Annotated in this window: 17 protein-coding genes; 12 read left to right on the forward strand and 5 right to left on the reverse strand. The window is 72.6% G+C overall.

Annotated elements, in window-relative coordinates; all coding sequences use genetic code 11:
• Positions 1–54: 54 nt before the first annotated feature.
• From GA0070617_RS00990 to GA0070617_RS01010, 5 genes are all read left to right on the forward strand, one after another.
• Complete coding sequence (locus GA0070617_RS00990; RefSeq protein ID WP_091432656.1) at positions 55–1,392, forward strand: acetyl-CoA carboxylase biotin carboxylase subunit; 1,338 nt, start codon at positions 55–57, stop codon at positions 1,390–1,392.
• Positions 1,393–1,727: 335 nt separating this feature from the next.
• Positions 1,728–2,639 carry a hydroxymethylglutaryl-CoA lyase gene (locus GA0070617_RS00995; RefSeq protein WP_175440399.1) on the forward strand — a complete coding sequence of 304 codons (912 nt, stop codon included), beginning with the start codon at positions 1,728–1,730 and terminating at the stop codon, positions 2,637–2,639.
• A 120-nt stretch (positions 2,640–2,759) separates the two neighbouring features.
• Positions 2,760–4,292 (forward strand): acyl-CoA carboxylase subunit beta, encoded by a 1,533-nt coding sequence (locus tag GA0070617_RS01000; protein ID WP_091432664.1) that lies wholly within the window; start codon positions 2,760–2,762, stop codon positions 4,290–4,292.
• A 73-nt stretch (positions 4,293–4,365) separates the two neighbouring features.
• Positions 4,366–5,520 (forward strand): acyl-CoA dehydrogenase family protein, encoded by a 1,155-nt coding sequence (locus GA0070617_RS01005; RefSeq protein ID WP_091432667.1) that lies wholly within the window; start codon positions 4,366–4,368, stop codon positions 5,518–5,520.
• 136 nt (positions 5,521–5,656) lie between these two features.
• Complete coding sequence (locus tag GA0070617_RS01010; protein WP_091432670.1) at positions 5,657–8,260, forward strand: ATP-binding protein; 2,604 nt, start codon at positions 5,657–5,659, stop codon at positions 8,258–8,260.
• Between the two features lie 238 nt (positions 8,261–8,498).
• Here the strand turns inward: GA0070617_RS01010 and GA0070617_RS01015 are convergent, their stop codons facing one another.
• The gene (locus GA0070617_RS01015; protein ID WP_091432673.1) at positions 8,499–9,008 is read right to left on the reverse strand and encodes a MarR family winged helix-turn-helix transcriptional regulator; all 510 of its coding nucleotides are present in this window, start codon (positions 9,006–9,008) and stop codon (positions 8,499–8,501) included.
• Positions 9,009–9,108: 100 nt separating this feature from the next.
• On the opposite strand from GA0070617_RS01015, the gene GA0070617_RS01020 reads away from it, so the two are divergent.
• Positions 9,109–9,693 (forward strand): YceI family protein, encoded by a 585-nt coding sequence (locus GA0070617_RS01020; protein WP_091432677.1) that lies wholly within the window; start codon positions 9,109–9,111, stop codon positions 9,691–9,693.
• Between the two features lie 326 nt (positions 9,694–10,019).
• Positions 10,020–11,495, forward strand: a complete 1,476-nt coding sequence (locus GA0070617_RS01025; RefSeq protein WP_091432680.1) for a glutamate-cysteine ligase family protein — start codon at positions 10,020–10,022, stop codon at positions 11,493–11,495.
• A gap of 84 nt (positions 11,496–11,579) precedes the next feature.
• Here the strand turns inward: GA0070617_RS01025 and GA0070617_RS32530 are convergent, their stop codons facing one another.
• Entirely contained in the window at positions 11,580–13,397 is a 1,818-nt protein-coding gene (locus tag GA0070617_RS32530) for a hypothetical protein (RefSeq protein ID WP_483308193.1), read from the reverse strand.
• Between the two features lie 170 nt (positions 13,398–13,567).
• Here GA0070617_RS32530 and GA0070617_RS01035 point away from each other — a divergent pair, with 170 nt between their 5' ends.
• Both GA0070617_RS01035 and GA0070617_RS01040 read left to right on the forward strand, forming a co-directional pair.
• A complete protein-coding gene (locus tag GA0070617_RS01035) occupies positions 13,568–13,765 on the forward strand; it encodes a hypothetical protein (RefSeq protein WP_091432683.1) in 198 nt (65 codons plus the stop codon).
• A gap of 4 nt (positions 13,766–13,769) precedes the next feature.
• Positions 13,770–14,717 (forward strand): PASTA domain-containing protein, encoded by a 948-nt coding sequence (locus GA0070617_RS01040; protein WP_091432686.1) that lies wholly within the window; start codon positions 13,770–13,772, stop codon positions 14,715–14,717.
• Between the two features lie 40 nt (positions 14,718–14,757).
• Here GA0070617_RS01040 and GA0070617_RS01045 read toward each other — a convergent pair whose 3' ends face one another.
• Both GA0070617_RS01045 and GA0070617_RS01050 read right to left on the reverse strand, forming a co-directional pair.
• A complete protein-coding gene (locus GA0070617_RS01045) occupies positions 14,758–15,372 on the reverse strand; it encodes a hypothetical protein (RefSeq protein ID WP_091432689.1) in 615 nt (204 codons plus the stop codon).
• 113 nt (positions 15,373–15,485) lie between these two features.
• Positions 15,486–15,767: a hypothetical protein gene (locus GA0070617_RS01050; RefSeq protein ID WP_091432693.1), complete on the reverse strand. Its 282-nt coding sequence runs from the start codon at positions 15,765–15,767 to the stop codon at positions 15,486–15,488.
• A 650-nt stretch (positions 15,768–16,417) separates the two neighbouring features.
• Here GA0070617_RS01050 and GA0070617_RS01055 point away from each other — a divergent pair.
• The 3 genes from GA0070617_RS01055 (at position 16,418) to GA0070617_RS01065 (ending at position 18,128) form a co-directional block, all read left to right on the forward strand.
• Positions 16,418–17,299 carry a helix-turn-helix domain-containing protein gene (locus tag GA0070617_RS01055; RefSeq protein ID WP_091432696.1) on the forward strand — a complete coding sequence of 294 codons (882 nt, stop codon included), beginning with the start codon at positions 16,418–16,420 and terminating at the stop codon, positions 17,297–17,299.
• Positions 17,269–17,490 carry a DUF397 domain-containing protein gene (locus GA0070617_RS01060; protein WP_091432700.1) on the forward strand — a complete coding sequence of 74 codons (222 nt, stop codon included), beginning with the start codon at positions 17,269–17,271 and terminating at the stop codon, positions 17,488–17,490. Before GA0070617_RS01055 ends, GA0070617_RS01060 begins: the two co-directional genes overlap by 31 nt.
• Before the next feature lie 230 nt (positions 17,491–17,720).
• A complete protein-coding gene (locus GA0070617_RS01065; protein WP_091432703.1) occupies positions 17,721–18,128 on the forward strand; it encodes a hypothetical protein in 408 nt (135 codons plus the stop codon).
• On the opposite strand, the gene GA0070617_RS01070 is transcribed toward GA0070617_RS01065, so the two are convergent.
• Positions 18,096–18,698 carry a hypothetical protein gene (locus GA0070617_RS01070; protein WP_091432708.1) on the reverse strand — a complete coding sequence of 201 codons (603 nt, stop codon included), beginning with the start codon at positions 18,696–18,698 and terminating at the stop codon, positions 18,096–18,098. The two genes, GA0070617_RS01065 and GA0070617_RS01070, sit on opposite strands and share 33 nt — an antisense overlap.
• Positions 18,699–18,873: the final 175 nt, after the last annotated feature.

Genomic DNA, 18,873 nt, shown 5'->3' on the forward strand with positions numbered 1-18,873 from the left:
TCATCATGGTTCTCTACTGGCGTTCGCCACCCCCCCCTGGAAGCTGGAGGAAACATGATCGAGTCGCTGCTGGTCGCCAACCGGGGCGAGATCGCCCGCCGGATCATCCGTACCGCGCGGCGGCTCGGCATCCGGACGATCGCGGTCCACTCGGAGGCCGACGCCGAGCTGCCCTTCGTCGCCGAGGCCGACGAGGCGGTCTGCGTTGGCCCGGCGAACCCGGCGTTGAGCTACCGCAACACCGACGCGATCCTCGCCGCCGCCAAGTCCACCGGCGCGCAGGCGATCCACCCCGGCTACGGCTTCCTGTCGGAGAACGCCGACTTCGCCCGTACCGTCGAGGCCAACGGCCTGATCTGGGTCGGACCGGGCGCGGATGCGATCACCGCGATGGGCGACAAGATCAACGCCCGGAACCTGATGGCCGCCGCCGGGGTGCCGGTCGCCCCCGGCACCACCGACCCGGCCGCCGACCTCGACGCAGCGGTCACCGCCGCCGCCGAGATCGGCTACCCGGTGATGGTGAAGGCCGCCGCCGGTGGTGGCGGCATGGGCATGGGCGTGGCCACCGACGAGGCCGCGCTGCGCACCGAGTACGACAAGATCCGCTCGTTCGCCGAGCGGATGTTCGGCGACGGCTCGGTGCTGATCGAGCGTTACTTCCCCCGGGTACGCCACGTCGAGGTGCAGATCCTCGGCCTGGCCGACGGTCGGGTGGTGGCCCTCGGCGAGCGCGAGTGCTCGGTGCAGCGGCGCAACCAGAAGCTGGTCGAGGAGTCCCCGTCCCCGGCGGTCTCGCCGGAACTGCGGGAGCGGTTCCTGGCCGCGGCCGTCCGGGCCGGCGAGGCGGTCGGCTACCGCAACGCGGGTACGGTCGAGTGCCTGCTGGTTCCAGGAACCAACGAATTCTTCTTCCTGGAGATGAACACCCGGCTCCAGGTCGAGCACCCGGTGACCGAGCTGGTCTACGGCGTCGACCTGGTCGAGGAGCAGCTGCGGGTGGCCGCCGGGCTGGCGCCCACCTTCGACCCGGACGCGCTCGCCCCCCGGGGGCACGCCATCGAGCTGCGGATCAACGCCGAGGACCCGAAGCGGTTCCTGCCCGGCCCCGGCAAGATCGCCACCTGGACCGAGCCGGCCGGTGAGGGCGTCCGGGTCGACTCCGGGTACGTCGCCGGCAACACGGTCACCCCGTTCTACGACAGCCTGATGGCCAAGTTGATCGTCAGCGCCCCCACCCGCGACGAGGCGATCGAGCGGGCCCGCGCCGCCGTGGCCGGGTTTGAGGTGGCCGGTCCCAAGTGCAACCTGCCGTTCTTCGCCGAGCTACTGGAGAACGACGAGTTCCGCTCCGGCGACTACGACACCGGCATCGTCGGCCGGATGCGCTGACACCCCCTGCTCCGTCTTCCCCGGCTGGCCGGTGCGGCTCGGCTGGCCGGGGTCGATCGGCGGGTCTGCGCTGGCCGGGCCGGTCGGGGTTGGTCGCCTGGGCGGGTTGGAGCGGGTTGATCGACTCGGTTGGGCCGATGTGGCGGTATCCGGACGTCCTGGACCCCGCCACATCGCCACAACCGAGTCGATCACGGCAGCGGGGGTGAGCCGCGCTGGCTCCTGGGCAGCGAGCGCGACGGATGCCTCGGGTGTGGTGAGAGGGGTGCCCCGCTCTACCGTAAGTGTTAGCAAGGGGCCCTTCCTTTCCCGTGGTGAGGTGGCGAATGTCTGATATGCCGGAATCTGTGGTGATTCGTGAGGTCGGGCCGCGGGACGGGTTGCAGAACGAGGATCCGATCCCGACCGAGGCGAAGGTACGGCTGCTGGACGCGCTCTCCGGCACCGGCGTGCGGCGGATCGAGGCGGTGTCGTTCGTGCATCCGAAGGCGATCCCGCAGATGGCGGACGCGGACGAGGTGTGGCGGCGGGCCGCGAAGGTCGACGGGGTGCGCTACTCGGCGCTGGTGCCGAACACCCGGGGTGCGCAGCGGGCGCTGGCCGCCGGGTTCACCGAGATCGAGGTGGTGGTCTCGGCCAGCGACACGCACAACCGGCGCAACGTCAACCGTTCCACCGATGAGTCGCTGGACGACATCGCGGCGCTGATCGACCTGCTGCACTCCGCCGGGGCGACCGCCGAGGTGATCGTGGCGACCAGCTTCGGCTGCCCGTACGAGGGGGATGTCGATCCGGCGCGGGTGGCCGCGATCGTGGACCGGGTGGTCGCCGACGGCGCGGACCGGGTGGCCTTCGGCGACACCACCGGCATGGGCACCCCGCGCCGGGTCCGCGAGCTGCTGACCGCGGTACGCGACCGCAACGCGCAGGTGCCGGTGCTGCTGCACTTCCACAACACCCGGGGTACCGCGTTGGCCAACCTGCTGACCGCGCTGGAGCTGGGGGTGACCGAGTTCGACGCCAGCGTCGGTGGCCTGGGCGGTTGCCCGTACGCGCCGGGGGCCAGTGGCAACCTGGCCACCGAGGAGGCGGTGCACATGCTGCACGACATGGGCATCGACACCGGCATTGACCTGGCCGCGCTGCTCGACGCCGCCGCGCTCGCCGAGCGTCTGGTCGGTCGCCAGCTCCCCTCGGGGGTGCTGCGGGCCGGCCCCCGGGACCGGCTGACGCCGAGGTCGGCCTGACCAGCGGCCGGTGCTCCCGAGGGCACGCCGGCAGCTGTGCCGGATGCCACCGGATGCGCTAGCCTAACGATCGTTCAGGCAGGCTGGCCCGGAGGCCGGCAACGCGGCGAGGGAGTCGGCGTGACGCTCGACGGTGAGGCACTGGAGCAGCTGCGCAAGCGCGCCCGGGCGGGCGGTGCGGACAGATACCACGCGGCCAACGCCGCCAAGGGCAAGCTCTTCGCCCGGGAGCGGGTGGCGTACCTGGTCGACGAGGGCTCCTTCGTCGAGGACGGGCTCTACGCCAACGCCACGGCCGACGGGTTGCCCGCCGACGGGGTGGTCACCGGCACCGCCACCATCGACGGCCGGCAGGTCTGCCTGATGGCCAACGACTCCACGGTCAAGGCCGGTAGCTGGGGCGCACGGACGGTCGAGAAGATCATCCGGATCATCGAGCGGGCCTACGCGACCGGCGTGCCGATGGTCTACCTGGTCGACTCCGCCGGTGCCCGGATCACCGACCAGGTCGACCTCTTCCCGGGCCGGCGCGGCGCGGGGAAGATATTCTGGAACCAGGTGCGCGCCTCGGGGGCGATCCCGCAGGTCTGCGCGCTGTTCGGCCCGAGCGCCGCCGGTGGGGCGTACATTCCGGCCTTCTGCGACGTGGTGGCCATGGTGGACGGCAACGCCAGCATGTACCTCGGCTCGGACCGGATGGTCGAGATGGTCACCGGGGAGAAGACCACCCTGGAGGCGATGGGCGGGGCGAAGGTGCACTGCGCCGAGTCCGGCGTCGGGCACTTCCTCTGCCAGACCGAGGCCGACGCGCTCGACGTGGTGAAAACCTATCTGTCGTACCTGCCGGCGAACTGGCAACAGCAGCCGCCGACGGCACCCGCCGTCGACGCGCCCGCCAAGGCCGACCTGGCCGCGTTGGTCCCGGCCAGCGAGCGGCAGGCGTTCGACATGCGCCGGTACGTCAGGGGCCTGCTCGACGACGGCAACTTCTTCGAGATCCAGGCGCTCTGGGCCAGGGAGCTGACCATCGGCTTCGGCCGGCTGAACGGCGAGGTCGTCGGGGTGGTCGGCAACAACTCGATGTTCAAGGGTGGCGTGCTCTTCGTCGACTCGGCCGACAAGGCGACCCGGTTCGTGCAGCTCTGCGACGCGTTCAACGTGCCGCTGCTCTTCCTGAGCGACGTACCCGGTTTCATGGTCGGCAGCGCGGTGGAGAAGCAGGGCATCATCCGGCACGGGGCCAAGATGATCACCGCGATCTCCGAGGCGACCGTACCCAAGATCTGCGTGGTGGTCCGCAAGGCGTACGGGGCGGGGTTGTACGCGATGGCCGGCCCCGGGTTCGAGCCGGACGCGACGATCGCCCTGCCCACCGCGAAGATCGCGGTGATGGGGGCGGAGGCGGCGGTCAACGCGGTCTACGCCAACAAGATCGCGGCGATCGCCGACGAGACCGAACGGGCCGCGTTCGTCGCCGCCCGCCGCGAGGAGTACGAGCGCGACATCGACCTGGTCCGCCTCGCCAGCGAGCTGGTGATCGACGCGATCGTCGAGCCGCACGAGCTGCGCGGCGAGCTGATCCGGCGGTTCGTCGCCGCCCGGGGCAAGGACCGGCAGTTCTCCCGGCGGCGGCACGGCGTCACCCCGGTCTGAGCGAACACCCGGCACCATCCGCTGTCACCGGCGTCACGAGCGTCGGTGGTGGCCCGGCCACACAGGAGGAACCATGGACTTCCGGCTCAGCCAGGAGCAGGAGGCGCTGCGGGAGAGCGTGCGCGAATTCGCCCGCGAGGTCGTCGCGCCGGTCATCGCCGAGCACTACGAGCAGCACACCTTCCCGTACGAGATCGTCCGGCAGATGGGCAAGATGGGCCTGTTCGGCCTGCCCTTCCCGGAGGAGCACGGCGGCATGGGCGGCGACTACTTCGCGCTCTGCCTGGCCCTGGAGGAGTTGGCCCGGGTCGACTCCAGCGTGGCGATCACCCTCGAGGCGGCGGTCTCCCTCGGTGCCATGCCGATCTGGCGCTTCGGCACCGACGAGCAGCGGGCGCGGTGGTTGCCGAAGCTGCTCAGCGGGGAGGCGCTGGCCGCGTTCGGGTTGACCGAGCCCGGGTTCGGCTCGGACGCCGGCGGCACCCAGACCCGGGCGGTGCTGGACGAGCGCACCGACGAGTGGGTGATCAACGGGTCGAAGGCGTTCATCACCAACTCGGGCACCGACATCACCTCGCTGGTCACCGTCACCGCGGTCACCGGCACCCGGCCGGACGGCAGCAAGGAACTGTCCACCATCATCGTGCCCGCGGGTACCCCGGGCTTCACCGTCGCGCCGGGCTACTCCAAGGTCGGCTGGACCGCCTCGGACACCCACGAGCTGACCTTCGACGACTGCCGGGTGCCGGCGGCCAACCTGCTCGGTGAGCGGGGGCGCGGCTTCGCCCAGTTCCTGCGGATCCTCGACGAGGGGCGGATCGCCATCGCGGCGCTGGCCGTGGGGCTGGCCCAGGGCTGCGTCGACGAGTCCGTCCGGTACGCCAGCCAGCGCGAGGCCTTCGGCCAGCCGATCGGCAACTACCAGGCGATCCAGTTCAAGATCGCCGATATGGAGCTGCGGGCGCACACCGCCCGGCTGGCCTACTACGACGCCGCCGCCCGGATGCTCGCCGGACAGCGGTTCAAGCGGCAGGCCGCGATCGCCAAGCTGCACGCCAGCACGGTGGCGGTGGACAACGCCCGGGACGCCACCCAGGTGCACGGCGGCTACGGCTTCATGAACGAGTACCCGGTGGCACGGTTCTGGCGGGACGCCAAGATCCTGGAGATCGGCGAGGGCACCTCCGAGGTGCAGCGGATGATCATCGCCCGCGATCTCGGCATGTGATCCGGGCGCACCAGCGGCCGTCGGCCGGCGCCCGCAATCGGGTCGGCCGGCGGCACTGTCGGGAATCGGCGCGCCTGCGTCGGTAGTACGACGATCGACTGCCGTCGGTCGTACCCGGTCCGTACTCTTCCACCCCATGACTCCGGTCCATGATCGATCAGGGCGCCCGGACGGCCGTGCCGCGTTGCCGGATCTGTTGCGTGGGCACCGCCGCTCCGCCGGGCTGACCCAGGCCGAGTTGGCCGCCCTGGCCGGGGTCGGGGTCCGGACGATCCGGGACCTGGAACGGGGTCGTGCCGCGCGTCCGCAGCGCACCACCGTGGAGCTGATCGCCGGTGCCCTGGGGCTCACCGGGGTCGTCCGGACGGCGTTCCTCGCCGCGGCGCGCGGGACCGGGTCCGCCCCCGCCGCGCCCACCGACCCGATGACGAAGGACCTCGACGGTACGCGTACCGCCCTGCCGGCCGCGGTGGAGCTGACCGGCCGCGAGCAGGACGTCGCCGAGCTGACCCGACTGGTCACCGGTGACCGGCACCCCCCGGTGGTCAGCCTGGTCGGGCTGGCCGGCGTGGGCAAGACGGCCCTGGCGCTGCGGGTCGCGCACACCGTCGCGGCCGAGCACCCGGGCGGGGTCGCCGGAGTGCTGGTGGGCGAGGGGTCGGACGTCGGCGACGTACTGGCGGCGGTGGCGGCGTCCTTCGGGGTCAGCCGGGACACCGAGCTGGCCACCCGGATCGCCGGCCGGCCGGCGCTGCTGCTCGTCGACGCGGTGGAACGGGCCCCGGACCCGGTGGCCGCCGCGTTGACCAGGCTCGGCGTGACTCTGCCCGACCTGCGGATCATCGTCACCGGACGGCATCCGGTCGGGGTGCCCGCGGAACGCGTCTGGCCGGTTCCGCCGCTCGACGTACCACCGCCGGACTTCGACCCGGACGGGCCGGCGGCGTTGGCGGCGTACCCGGCGGCGGCGCTCTTCACCACCCGACTCGCCCAGGTACGCCGGGAGCCGCCCCGGCCGGCCGAGCTGCCGGCGTTGGCCGCGCTGGTCCGGCGGCTGGGCGGGCTGCCGCTGGCCATCGAGCTGATGGCCGCCCGAGGCCGGATCCTCGACCTCAACGAACTGCTCGACCGGTACGGCGACCGGGTGCTGGACCTGGCCCGCCCCCCGGAGCGCACCTGGCCGGAGGCGCGTGGCGGTCTCCCACCGGCGGCGGTGACCCTGCGCGAGGCGGTGGCGACCAGTTACCGACTGCTCGCCCCGGACGAGCGCACCGTGCTGCGTCGACTCTCCGTGTTCCGCGACCGGTGGTCGGTCGAGCTGGCCGAGGAACTGCTCGCCGACCCGGACGGCACACCTGTGGACCGGGCGCCGATGCTGGACCGGCTGCACGAGCTGGGGCTGCTCAGCGTGGCGAGCCACGGCTCGTTCCGGTTCCGGCTGGTCGACGCGGTACGCGAGTTCGCCGCCGAACAGGCCACCGGCGCCGGGGAGGCGACCGCCGTCCGGCGGCGGCACGCCGAGATCGTCACCCGGCTGGTGGTCCGCACCGCACCGGAGCTGACCGGCGCGGGCCTGGCCGCCGCCGTACGCCGGTTGGACGAGGTGAGCAGCGACATCGCCACCGCGCTCGGGCACGCGGCGGTCGACGACCCGGTCACCGCCCTGCGGCTGGCCGCCAGCCTGACCCGGTGGTGGCGGTTCCGGGGCCGCGACGTCCAGGGCCGGCAGTGGTTGCGGCGGCTGCTGGCCGATCCCCGTACGGCCGACGCCGATCCGGTGCTGCGGGCCTGGGCGGCGCTGGGGGTGGCCCGACTCGCCGCCGAGCACCGGGCGGGCGCCGCCGAGCTGCCGGGTGCACGCGCCGCCCTGGCGGCCTTCACCGCGGCCGGTGACGTCGACGGGGAGCTGGCGGCACGGGCCGTGCTCAGCTCGCTGCTCATCGCCGCCGGCGCACCCGACGAGGCGCGGCAGCAGGCGGAGGCGGTGCTCACCCTGGCCACCGGCACCGGGCGGGTACGCGACACGGCGGTGGCCCAGAACAACCTCACCTGGCACGACATCCGCCTCGGTGACCTGGTCGGGGCCCGACGGCGACTGGCCGCCGCGGAACGACTCGCCGCCCAGTGCGCGGAGCAACGGCTGCGCCTGCTCGTCCGCGCCAACCTGGCCGAGGTGGCCCGGCTGGAGGGCCGGTACGTCGACGCGGTGGACCAGGGACGACGGACCGCGGCGGCCCTGGTCGAGCTGGGGGATCCCGGTCACCGACGCCGGGTGCTCGGCACGGTCGGGTTGGCCCTGGCCCAGGACGGCCGCTGGGCGGAGGCCGCCGAGGTGCTGGCCGAACTGCGCAGCTCCGCCGGAGGGGGCCGGGTGGACACGGCGGCCGGTTCCCCGACGCGGGGCGACCGGTCGACCGGTACGGCGATCCGGCCCGAGGACGGCATCTGCGCGCTGATCGAGGGCAACGTGGCCCTGCTGCGGGGCGACCGTGAACTGGCGACGGAGTGGTTCGCCGCTGCGGCCGAGGCGGCCACCGGCGGTCAGGACCGGCGGGACGTGGTGGAGGCGCTGGTGGGGCTGGCGGCGAGCACCGGGGACGCCGTGGTGCTGGACCGGTTGGAGCGGGTCTGCCGGGACAGCGGGATCCGGTTGTTGCCACAGGAGGAGGGGCTGCTCTACGCGCTCCGGGTGACCCGACCGGGACCGCAGGGAGGGTGGCGCGAGCGACTTGCCCCCTGACTGTCCCTCGCTCGTCGCTCGCGCCGGCACCCCCCGGTGCGCCCCCGCTGACAGGGAGACTAGTCAGCGCCATCAAGGCACTACGTACCTTTTGTGGGGTTATTAAGGCTGTGTAAGGCACTTCTGCCGGTCGTTCTGCCGGTGTCGTGGCGCGCTCTGGCCGTCGCCGGTCGTGATAGTGCGTGGTCGTCGGGCTGCGCGTCGTCGGTGAAGCGGTCGGGACGTTGCCCGCCCGGGGTCAGTGGGACCCGGCGTCGCCCGGACGGTGGTCGGCCGGGTCGGTGCTGCCCGCGGTCGCGCCCGGATGCACCGCGTCGCGGACCCGGCGCAGGCCGTCGAGGAGGGCGGCCAGCGCCGCCGGGTCGAGTTGGCCGGTGAACCACTGCTCGATGATCCGCAGGTGGCCGGGGAGGGTGGCGTCCAGCCGGTCCAGGCCGGCCTCAGTGACCCGCGCGTACGAGCTGCGCCGGTCGGAGGGGCAGGCGCGGCGGCAGAGCAGGCCGTCGCGTTCCATCCGGTCGACCACGCGGGTGACCCCGCTGGTGGAGAGTGAGGTCTGGGCGGCCAGGTCGGTCATCCGTAGCTGGTTGCCGGGTGAGCGGGCGAGGCGGGTCAGCACCTCGAACTCGACCGGGGAGAGGCCGTGCTCCTCAAGTTGCTCGGCGAACCGGGCCGACAGCCCGGCGTGCGCCTCGACGAGCAGGCCGACGGCGGTGATCCGGGGGTCGTCGAACACGTTCTGGTCCACCTGGCCAGCATACCAGTGCTTGACACGGGGAATATTGCTTTGGCTATAGTTGCTCAGGCAAACTTCGAACCACTCCATACAACCCGCCAGGAGCTGTGCCATGACTGTCAACGCCAACCCCGAGGTCACCCGGGAATGGAACGGTCTCACCATCCCCACCCCGGGCACCTACGCCCTGGACGCCGCCCACAAGCGGGTCGGGTTCGTCGCCCGGCACATGATGGTGAGCAAGGTGCGGGGCGAGTTCACCGAGGCGACCGCCACCATCACCGTCGCCGAGGACCCGCTGGCCTCCTCGGTCACCGCGACCATCCAGGCCGCCAGCATCACCACCGCCCAGGACGACCGGGACGAGCACCTGCGCAGCCCCGAGTTCCTCGACGCGGAGAACCACCCCACGCTGGAGTTCCGCAGCACCGGGGTGAAGTCCCAGAGCGGCAACGAGTTCGTGCTCTCCGGTGAGCTGACCATTCGCGGCGTCACCCGCCCGGTCGACCTGGAGGTCGAGTTCGAGGGCGTCGGCCGCAGCCCGTTCGGCCAGGACATCTTCGGCTTCACCGCGAGCACCGAGATCGACCGGGAGGACTTCGGCCTCACCTGGAACGTCGCCCTGGAGACCGGCGGCGTGCTGGTGGGCAAGAAGATCAAGATCGAGATCGAGGGCGAAGGCATCCGCCAGGCCTGATCCCCGCCACGACCCGCCACCGGGCCCGCGCCGTCGACGACGGTGTCGGGCCCGGCGCCGTACCACCGGCAGGTCTTCTCGGGGCGTACCCGGGGGTGTCGGTCCGGCGGGTCGTGTGGCACGCCTCATTTCCCCCCGCCGGTGGTGGCCGGCCCCTCCGGCGGGGTAGAGATGCCGCCGGGAGCGCCGCCGCCCGGTCAGGGCCGTCCGGGTCGTGCTTGGCGGGCCGACGCTGGCCGAGACGGGTACGCGCTCCTAACGTGGGTGGTTCACACCGCGCTTCCGGGACGACGCGTTCCGATCGCGCCACGCGCCGGGAGGCCAGCATGGGCAAGGACGTCGAGCAGAGCGACTACTCCCGAGACGATCGGGTCCGCTACCGGCAGAAGGTCCGGCGGTGCCTGGACGTCTTCGCGCTGATGCTGGACGACTTCGGCTTCGACGCCGACCGGCCGATGACCGGTCTGGAGATCGAGCTGAACCTGGCCGACCCGGCAGCCGAGCCGGCGATGCGCAACGACAAGATCCTGGCCGACATCGCCGACCCGCTCTTCCAGACCGAGCTGGGGCGGTTCAACCTGGAGCTGAACGCCCTGCCCCGGCTGATCGAAGGCAACGGCTTCGCCGACTACGAGAAGGACCTGCGCGGCAGCCTCACCCGGGCCGACGAGCGGGCCGCCGACTCGGACGCCCGGATCGTCCTGGTCGGCATCCTGCCCACCCTCACCGAGCAGCACCTGGTGGCCGACAACCTCTCCGCCAACGAGCGCTACCGGGTGCTGAACGACCAGATCGTGGGGGCCCGGGGCGAGGACATCGAGCTGGACATCCAGGGGGTGGAGCGGCTCCAGACCCACACCGACTCGATCGCACCGGAAGCGGCCTGCACCAGCCTGCAGTTCCACCTCCAGGTGGCACCGGACAGCTTCGCCGACTACTGGAACGCCTCCCAGGCCATCGCGGGAGTCCAGGTCGCGGTCGGTGCCAACAGCCCCTTCCTGTACGGCCGGCAGCTCTGGGCGGAGACCCGGATCGCCCTGTTCCAGCAGGCCACCGACACCCGCCCGGACGAACTCAAGGCCCAGGGGGTACGCCCCCGGGTGTGGTTCGGCGAGCGCTGGATCACCTCGATCTTCGACCTCTTCGAGGAGAACGTCAGGTACTTCCCGCCGCTGCTACCGATCTGCGAGGACGAGGACCCGGTCGAGGTGCTGCACGCCGGCGGGGTGCCCGAGCTGGCCGAGCTGCGCCTGCACAACGGCACCGTCTACCGCTGGAACCGCCCGGTCTACGACGTCACCGACGGCCGGCCGCACCTACGGGTGGAGAACCGGGTACTCCCCGCCGGGCCGACGGTGGTGGACATGCTCGCCAACGCCGCCTTCTACTTCGGGCTGGCCCGGGGACTGGCCGAAGCCGACCGGCCGATCTGGAGCCAGCTCACCTTCAGCGCCGCCGAGGAGAACTTCCACGCCGCCGCCCGCCGCGGCATGGACGCGAGCCTGCACTGGCCCCGCCTCGGCGAGGTGCCGGTCACCAAGCTCGTGCTCGACGTACTGCTGCCGAAGGCCGCGACCGGTCTGGACCGCTTCGGCGTCGACCCGGCGGAGCGGGACCGCCTGCTCGGCATCATCGAGCAGCGCTGCCGGACCGGCCGCAACGGGGCGGTCTGGCAGACCGAGACGGTCCGGGCGGCCGAGCGGCAACGGGGCCTGGACCGACCGGCCGCCCTGCAGCACATGGTGCAGCGCTACGTGGAACTGCAACGCACCAACACCCCCGTCCACACCTGGCAGGTGTAAGGAAGGGCCCCCTGTTAACGCTTTAGGTCGAGCGGGGCACCCCTCTAACAGGTCGAGGTGGGGGCTGGACTCGGACCGGAGTGTTCAGCCGGGTCGGCGGGGGCCGGGGCGAGGCTTCGGGGCCACCGGGGAGCCCGCGTCGGTCCCGGTACCCGCGTCGGTCCCGGTACCCGCGTCGGGCATCGTCCCGGCCGGGCCGACGGATCCCGTGGGAGCGGCTGGGCCGGTGGGCCCGGTAGGAGCGGCCGGGCCGGTGGGCCCGGTGGAAGCGGCCGGACCGGCGGAGCCGGCGGAGGCGGCGGAGGCGGCGGAGGCGGCGGAGGCGGCGGAGGCGGACGGTCCTTCGGCGCCGCTCGCCGAGGCCTGGCCGGACGGGCTCTGGGACGCGCGGCTCCGCGGCTTCCGCTTCGCCGTCGCCGGACCGGAGACCCGGCTCCGGCCCACGGCCGCGGTCGGCGGGTCCGCTGCCGGGCTGGGCGGGTCGGCAGCGTCGGGCGGGCCGGACCGACCGGTTGCGCCGGGCGGATCGGGTGCCGATCGTTGCCTGGGTACGCCCGGGGCCGCCCGGTCGGTGCCGGATGACAACCCCGCAGTGGTCGACCCCGTACCGGCCGCCGGAGGCGTGCCGTCGGCGTCCGGCACCGAAGACCCTGGGCCGGCCAGCGAGGTCACGCCGTCCGGGTTCGGTACGGCGCGCCCGATCCGAGCCGATCCCGCAGGTTCGGCCCCGGCCGCCGAACGGGCGCGGCGGGCGGCGGACCGTTGGCCGAGTGCGGTCACCGCGACCGAGGCACCCGCCCCGACGATGACGGCGTACGGGGCCATCAGATGCGCCGACACCTGCTCCGGGCCGAGCACCGCGAGCCGGGGTACGACCAGGAAGTACGCCAATGCCACCAGCAGCGGGCCGGCCGCTCCGGACACCGCCGTGCCGACCTGACGATGGGGCTGTCGGGCACTGCGTCTGGCCGCGAACCCGCCGATGACCAGGGCGGATCCCAGCGCCAGCGCCGCACCGGGCCAGTAGAAGTAGTCCCGGAACCAGAAGCCGGGGTTGTCCGCGCTGAGCTGCCAGATACCGAGCTGGGCGGTGGTCAGTCCACGGCCGGAGAGCACCCCGTCCACCACCGCGGCCACCGCGAGCAGCCACAACCACCCGACGGTCGCCACCAGGTTGGCACGGGCCGCCGGGGAGTGCAGCGCCCAGAGGGCGATCAACAACCCGACCAGTACGCCGACGCCCGCGTACCCGCCGGCAACGCTCTGCGGTGAGAAGGTGTCCGGTACGTCGGCCATCCGGGCCGGCACGGCGACCAGTAGTACGGTGATCATGGCGCCGACCGCAGCTGCGACGGCCAGTGTCAGCCGGCCCAGCACCCCGCCCGTGACCCGCCCGCGACCGTCCTCGGGTGGCGCCCCGCCTTCGCCCCGGGCCGGGTCGTCGCCGGCCCGGTCCCGACCGGCCCCGGTCCGGGCCGCCTCGTCGCCGGTCGAAGCCCGATCGTCTCCCGTCCGGATCGGGTCCTCCCTGGTCCGCAGCAGCCCGTCTTCGGTACGGGGCAGCCCGTCTTCGCCCCGGGCCGGGTCGCTTCCGGTACGGGGCAGCCCGTCCTCGGTTCGGGCCGGGTCGTTCCCGGCACGGGGCAGGGCATTCGCGGTCCGGGCTGGGATGTCGCCCGACGGTTCGTGCAGTCGCTGGGCGCAGGCCGCGCCGACGATGGTCGAGGTGGCCGCGATCCAGGTGGCCCAGGCCAGGCTGGCCACCCAGGCGGCCTCGTCCGGGTCCGTCGCCGGGGTGAAGTTGATGATGCCGAGTCCGTAGCCGAAGCCGAGTTGAGCCGCACCCGCGCCGGCGGCGACGCCGATCGCGGTGATGATGGATCCTGCCCAGCCCCTGGCCATGCGGGGGAGCGTAACGTCCGCGCGGCACACCGGCGAGTCGTGGCGATTGTGGTGGACTGATCGCAGGTGGCCGGTGACCCGGGGTTGACCCTGTTCGTCTCGGTCGAAGGCTGCCCGGCCCGCTGGGTGGACCCACGAGGGCCAGGAAGCCCGCCCGGAGGGGACGTGCCATGAGCGAGCCCGCGAGCGAATCATCCCGGCCGCACGAGCGTGCCACCGCCGACACCGAAACCGCCGCTGCCGACACCGACACCGAAACCGCCGCTGCCGACACCGACACCGAAACCGCCGCTGCCGACACCGACACCGAAACCGCCGCCCAGATCGTCGACACCGCCGCCACCATCGGCCCGAGTGCAGCGAGCTGACGACATGAGCGACGACCACCAGCAACCATCCGACGCAGCGGACGACGACCGTACCCGGGGACTTCCGCCGGTCGGGCCGGAGGTCACCCAGCGGGCCGAGCCGCCGGTCGGGCCGGACGTCACCCAGCGGGCCGAGCCGCCGGTCGGGCCGGAGGTCACCCAGCGGGCCGAGCCGTCGGTCGGGCCGGACGTCACCCAGCGGGCCGAACCGCCGGTCGGGCCGGACGTCACCCAGCCGGTCGTACCGCCGCACCGGACCGTGGCGCCGCCGGACCGGACGGTGGCGTTACCGCTGGGGCGTACCGGGACGGGGGTGGATTCGACCGCTCGGCGGGCCGGGCCGGCGGTCTGGTCGGGACGGGCCGGGGTGCCGCCGCCCCGTCCGCCGGAGCCGGGCACCGAGTGGTACGACGACGAGCCGGTCGACCGCCGGTGGTGGGCTCCCATCGCGCTCGCGGTGGTCGCGCTGGTGTTGCTGGGGCTGCTCGGGACGGTGTTCTGGTTCGCGGTGCAGCAGGTGGACGAGCCGGGTCCGCAGTTGCCACCGTCACCGCAGCCGAGCGTCGCACCGACCACGGTGCCGCCCAGTTCGCCCGCGACCACCCCGCCGCCGACCACGGCGCCGGCCACCACCGCGCCGCCGACGACCGCCCCGGCCACCACCGCCCCGGCCACCACCGCCCCGGCCGTTCCCGGGCAGGTTCCGGTACCACCGGTGGTCGGCCTGTCGCAGGCGACCGCGCAGGCGGTGCTGACCGGTCTCGGGTTGAGCTACCGGGTGGAGTACCAGCCGTCGCCGCAGCGCCCCGGCACGGTGATCGGGGTCAACCCGGGAGTGGGCGTGCCGGTGCCGGCGGGACAACAGGTGCTCCTGGTCGTCGCGGCCCAGAACCCGTCACCGACCAGCCCGGCTGCCCCGACCGCCACTGGGGAGGCGACGGTTACCCGCTGACCGGCCCACCGTCGCCGGCCTGGCCTCCCGACCGGTCGGGTCACCACTGCCGGCGGCGGAAGCCGATCATCCCCATACCGACGAACGAGACGGCGAGGCCGAGGAGGCCCGACCAGAACAGCGAGCGCCGTACGCCGTCGTCTGCGGTCCGGGCCGCCGCACCGGATCGAGCCGCCAGACCGGACTGGGCCGCCAGATCCGAATGGGCCGCCAGACCGGACGGGTCAGTCAGACCGGACTGGGCAGTCGAATCGGGACGGGACGGTGCCCCGAGGGCCGTCCCCGTACCGGTGCCGGCCGCTCTCCCGGCCGGGTTCTCCGCGGTGCCGGCCGCTCTTCCGGCCGCGTTCTCGGCGGTGCCGGCCGGTCTTCCGGCCGCGTTCTCGGCGGTGCCGGCCGGTCTTCCGGCCGCGTTCTCGGCGGTGTCGGTGGCCCCGGGGACGGCCCAGGGATCGACCCAGGGTTCGGTCGGGGGTGCCGACTCCTCGGCGACGAAGATCTCCGGTGCCGGCACCGGTGCCGGCACCGGTGCCGGCAGGCGGGTGGCGGAGTAGGCGGGGCCCCGGGCCAGGACCACCAGGGTGGTCGCGGCTCCGAGCAGCAGGAGAGCCCCGAGGGCGTAGCGGATGCGGTGTCGCTGCTGCGTGGCGGACATTCTCAGCATGGCCATCCCAGGTTCGGGGTCCGGGCCGCGCGGGGTGGAACGTGCCGGGGTGGGCGTACCGATTCTATGCCGGTAGCCCACCCGGCGGACGGAAAACTACGAGGTCAGCCCACCCGGACCGGGGTCCGGGCGACCGGGCGGCGGGTCCGCACGGTGTGCGGTCGGGGCTCAGCGATGTGGAGCTGGCGCAGCCCCTCGTGCTTGACGTAGATCGACCGCCGGCTGACCGCGTCCCCGGTCGCGTCCAGCTCGTAACCTTCGAGCCAGACCCAACCTTGGTACGTCGGCCAGTCGTGCACCTTGATCACCCGGAAGATGAGCGGGCGGCGGAACTGGACGCTCGCCGCGCGAGTCACGTGCAGAACGTCACCAGGGCGGGGAAGCACATGGGCTCCTGAAGGGTTGGCCGGCGGTCACACCGGCGGGAGCTGAACGGGGAAGGTCACGTTCCGGCGACAAGGTCGTGCCCTGTCCGCCGGCTTCGGTCGGACGGTGCTGGTCGGTCCGGCTCACTGGTGGCGTGCCAGCGTCCGATCAGCACCTGGTGCGCCCGGCTGGCGTCCCACCGCCGTAGCCGGTCGGCCTACCTCGGCGGGGTTGTCTCTCCGGGGCGGTCCCGCGTGTAACCGCAGCTCAGGAAGGTTTCACCTACCTGCTCCGGTGGGGCGAAGCAGGTAGGTCCGAAGGTCGACACCAACGGTGAGTAACCCGAGTCACACGGTTAGAGTGCATCAGTGTTCGGATACATGCAAGTTGCACCTTGGCTTTTGCCGATGCGTGAACGGCTGGCGGAACTGCGTACGTGAACACGCCACACGGGTGCGCTTGAAGCTCTCGATCCCTAGCGGCACACTGGACGCCCGTTTCGCCGTCGCGGCCGGCCGACGAACGGCACCACCCCCATGCCGCGAACGATCGCCCGCCGCCCGACGGTCGCGCCCCCGGCGGGCGTCGCGAAGTAGGCGCGATCAACCGGAGGTAGCTCGGTGAGCGCGAGTGTCTCGCTGCCCGGACCGGCCCTGACTCGAGGTGAGTCGTGAGTGAACGGCGTAGCCCCACCATCCGACGTCGCCGGCTCGGCGCCGAACTACGCCGTCGGCGGGAGCACGCGGGCGTCACCATCGAGGTGGTGGCCCAGCAACTGGAGTGTTCGACGTCGAAGGTCTCCAGGATCGAGACCGGACACACCACCGTCACCCCCCGCGACGTCCGCGACATGCTCCAGATCTACGGGACATCGGAGGCCGAGAGCGACGAGTTGGTGCAGTTCGCCCGGGAGGCCCGGCAGAAGGGCTGGTGGCATCCGTACAGCCACGTTCTCTCCGGCGCGTACGTCGGCCTGGAGGACGCCGCCCGGACGATCAGGACCTACGAGCAACAGGTCGTCTCGGGCCTGCTGCAGACCCAGGAGTACGCCGACGCGATGCTCCGGCTCGCCCGCCCCGACCTGTCCGAGGAAGAAGTAAAGCAGAAAGTCCGTGTCCGAATGGCCCGCCAGTCGTTGTTGACCCAGGACGATCCGGTCAATCTGTCGGTGGTGCTCGATGAGGCGGTGGTGAGTCGACCGGTGGGCGGCGACGCAGTGATGCGTGGTCAGCTCCAGCGGTTGGTGGAGGTGGCGCAGTGGCCGAACGTGACGCTCCAGTTGTTGCCCTTCGAGGCGGGCGCGCATGCCGGCATGGACGGCACCTTCACCATCCTCAGCTTCCACGAGCCCGGTGACCCGGGAGTCGTGTACGCGGAGAACGCCACGGGTGGGCTCTTCCTGGAGAAGAGCGACGAACTAGACAAGTACCACTCCATCTTCGAGCAGATCAGAGCAGCCGCCGTCGGACCCGAGGAGTCCATTGCACACATCGTGACACTGGCAGAGGAGCCGTTGTGGAAGTGGCGACCAAGGGGTTCCCCGCGAACCTGACGCAGGCGGTCTGGTTCAAGAGCTCCAAGAGCGGACCGAACTGCGACAACTGCGTCGAGGTGGCGTACGCGAGCAGCGCGGTCGGGGTCCGGGACACCAAGGACCGGTCCGGGCCGGCGCTGGTCTTCGCTCCGGGTGACTGGCACGCCTTCGTCGCCGGTGCCAGGCAGGGTGTGTTCGGCCGGGACTGACCGACCGGCAGCAGAGTCGAGGGGCGCGGAACCGTCCGGCAGCGTGGCCAGCCGGGACCGCGCCCCTCGCGGTGCCGGCACCGGGCGACGATTCGGGTGCCCCCACGGGTGGTCCCGTCGCCACTTCCGTCCCGACTCGTTGTACCCCTCGGTACGGCGCTGGTCGACAACCCGCCGCACGGATCCGCAGACCGAGCGAGTCCGCACACCGAGCGAGGCAGGCGAAACGGATGACGACGATCGGGTCAGAGAACCACACCAACGGTCCGGGGAAGTCGGAACGGTTCGGTGGCAAGTACCGGGGTGCCCGCCGGGACAGCGTCCTGACGGAGGTGGTCTCCACCGACTCCGAACTCGACCGCCGGGAGACGGCACCGCCCGGCCCGGAGCAGGTCGGGGTGCCGCTGGCACTGCCCTCGCTGGATCCGAACCCGCTCACCGAGCCCTCGTTCCCGCCGAGCGGCTGGCCGTTGGAGTCGACCGAGTCCCTGGTCGACCACCCCCTGCTGCGCGGCCTGCTGATGGAGCTGCCGCCCAAGGGCAGCGTGCCCCCGCCGGGTTGGCTGGACCGTTGGTTCGAGGCGACCCGGGCGATCCTGGAACTGCTATACGTGCAGGGGGCTGGCCGAGCGCGGTGAGCTGGTGGCGGGCTCGGCCAGGGCCCGCTCGGCGAGCCGGTTGTGCCGCAGCGCGTGGCGGATCGCGATGGCGATGATGCCGAGTACGCCGACGGTGATCGCCGGCCCGGTCACGCCACCGCCGTCGAAGAGGTCGATGCCGGTGGCGGAGAGCGCGCCCGGCACCGTCGCCAGGCCGGTGATCTGCAGCGGCAGGCCGATCAGCGGGTGCGCGGCGGCGGCCCGCAGGCCGTGCGGGGCCGGGGTCCGCGGCGCGGTGGCGAAGGCGGCGGCACCGGCCTGGAGCCGGCGCAACCGGCGTACGGTGCAGACCGCGACCACGGCCGCCGGTGCCATCGCGAGGGCGAGTCCGGCGGCGGCCCGGTCGGCCGGCGCGGAACCGGCGCTCTGCAGGCCAGCCATCAGCACCCCCGCGGTCAGCCCCAGCCCGGTCAGGGTGAGTACGAACAGCCAGTGCACCCGTCGGCGCAGGACGCGCGCCCGGTCCAGCCGGGGCATCCCCTCGGCGAGGAGACCGGCGGTGAGCCAGACGGCGGCGACCGCGAGCAGAACGGTGAGATGACTGTCCATGCCATGAGACTTGCCCATTATCCGGCGGAGCGAATCCGGGTCGGCACCCTGGGCCCGCCCCCACTTCACCCGTAGGGGCCATCCCACCGGGGTGATGGGGAGTTCGGCATGTTTACTGGCAACTTCCATGCCCTAGCCTCAGCGTGATCGGTCGTTGTCGGTCCGTAACCACGAG

Source organism: Micromonospora yangpuensis (assembly GCF_900091615.1).
GTDB classification, from domain to species: Bacteria; Actinomycetota; Actinomycetes; order Mycobacteriales; family Micromonosporaceae; genus Micromonospora; species Micromonospora yangpuensis.

Bases quoted from the DNA above. Each gene is read 5' to 3' on its own strand.
- GA0070617_RS00995 (WP_175440399.1), top strand. From the start codon at position 1,728: ATGCCGGAATCTGTGGTGATTCGTGAGGTCGGGCCGCGGGACGGGTTG.
- GA0070617_RS00990 (WP_091432656.1), top strand. From the start codon at position 55: ATGATCGAGTCGCTGCTGGTCGCCAACCGGGGCGAGATCGCCCGCCGG.
- GA0070617_RS01040 (WP_091432686.1), top strand. From the start codon at position 13,770: ATGAGCGACGACCACCAGCAACCATCCGACGCAGCGGACGACGACCGT.
- GA0070617_RS01025 (WP_091432680.1), top strand. From the start codon at position 10,020: ATGGGCAAGGACGTCGAGCAGAGCGACTACTCCCGAGACGATCGGGTC.
- GA0070617_RS01035 (WP_091432683.1), top strand. From the start codon at position 13,568: ATGAGCGAGCCCGCGAGCGAATCATCCCGGCCGCACGAGCGTGCCACC.
- GA0070617_RS01070 (WP_091432708.1), bottom strand. From the start codon at position 18,698: ATGGACAGTCATCTCACCGTTCTGCTCGCGGTCGCCGCCGTCTGGCTC.
- GA0070617_RS01045 (WP_091432689.1), bottom strand. From the start codon at position 15,372: ATGTCCGCCACGCAGCAGCGACACCGCATCCGCTACGCCCTCGGGGCT.
- GA0070617_RS01065 (WP_091432703.1), top strand. From the start codon at position 17,721: ATGACGACGATCGGGTCAGAGAACCACACCAACGGTCCGGGGAAGTCG.
- GA0070617_RS01005 (WP_091432667.1), top strand. From the start codon at position 4,366: ATGGACTTCCGGCTCAGCCAGGAGCAGGAGGCGCTGCGGGAGAGCGTG.
- GA0070617_RS01010 (WP_091432670.1), top strand. From the start codon at position 5,657: ATGACTCCGGTCCATGATCGATCAGGGCGCCCGGACGGCCGTGCCGCG.
- GA0070617_RS01020 (WP_091432677.1), top strand. From the start codon at position 9,109: ATGACTGTCAACGCCAACCCCGAGGTCACCCGGGAATGGAACGGTCTC.
- GA0070617_RS32530 (WP_483308193.1), bottom strand. From the start codon at position 13,397: ATGGCCAGGGGCTGGGCAGGATCCATCATCACCGCGATCGGCGTCGCC.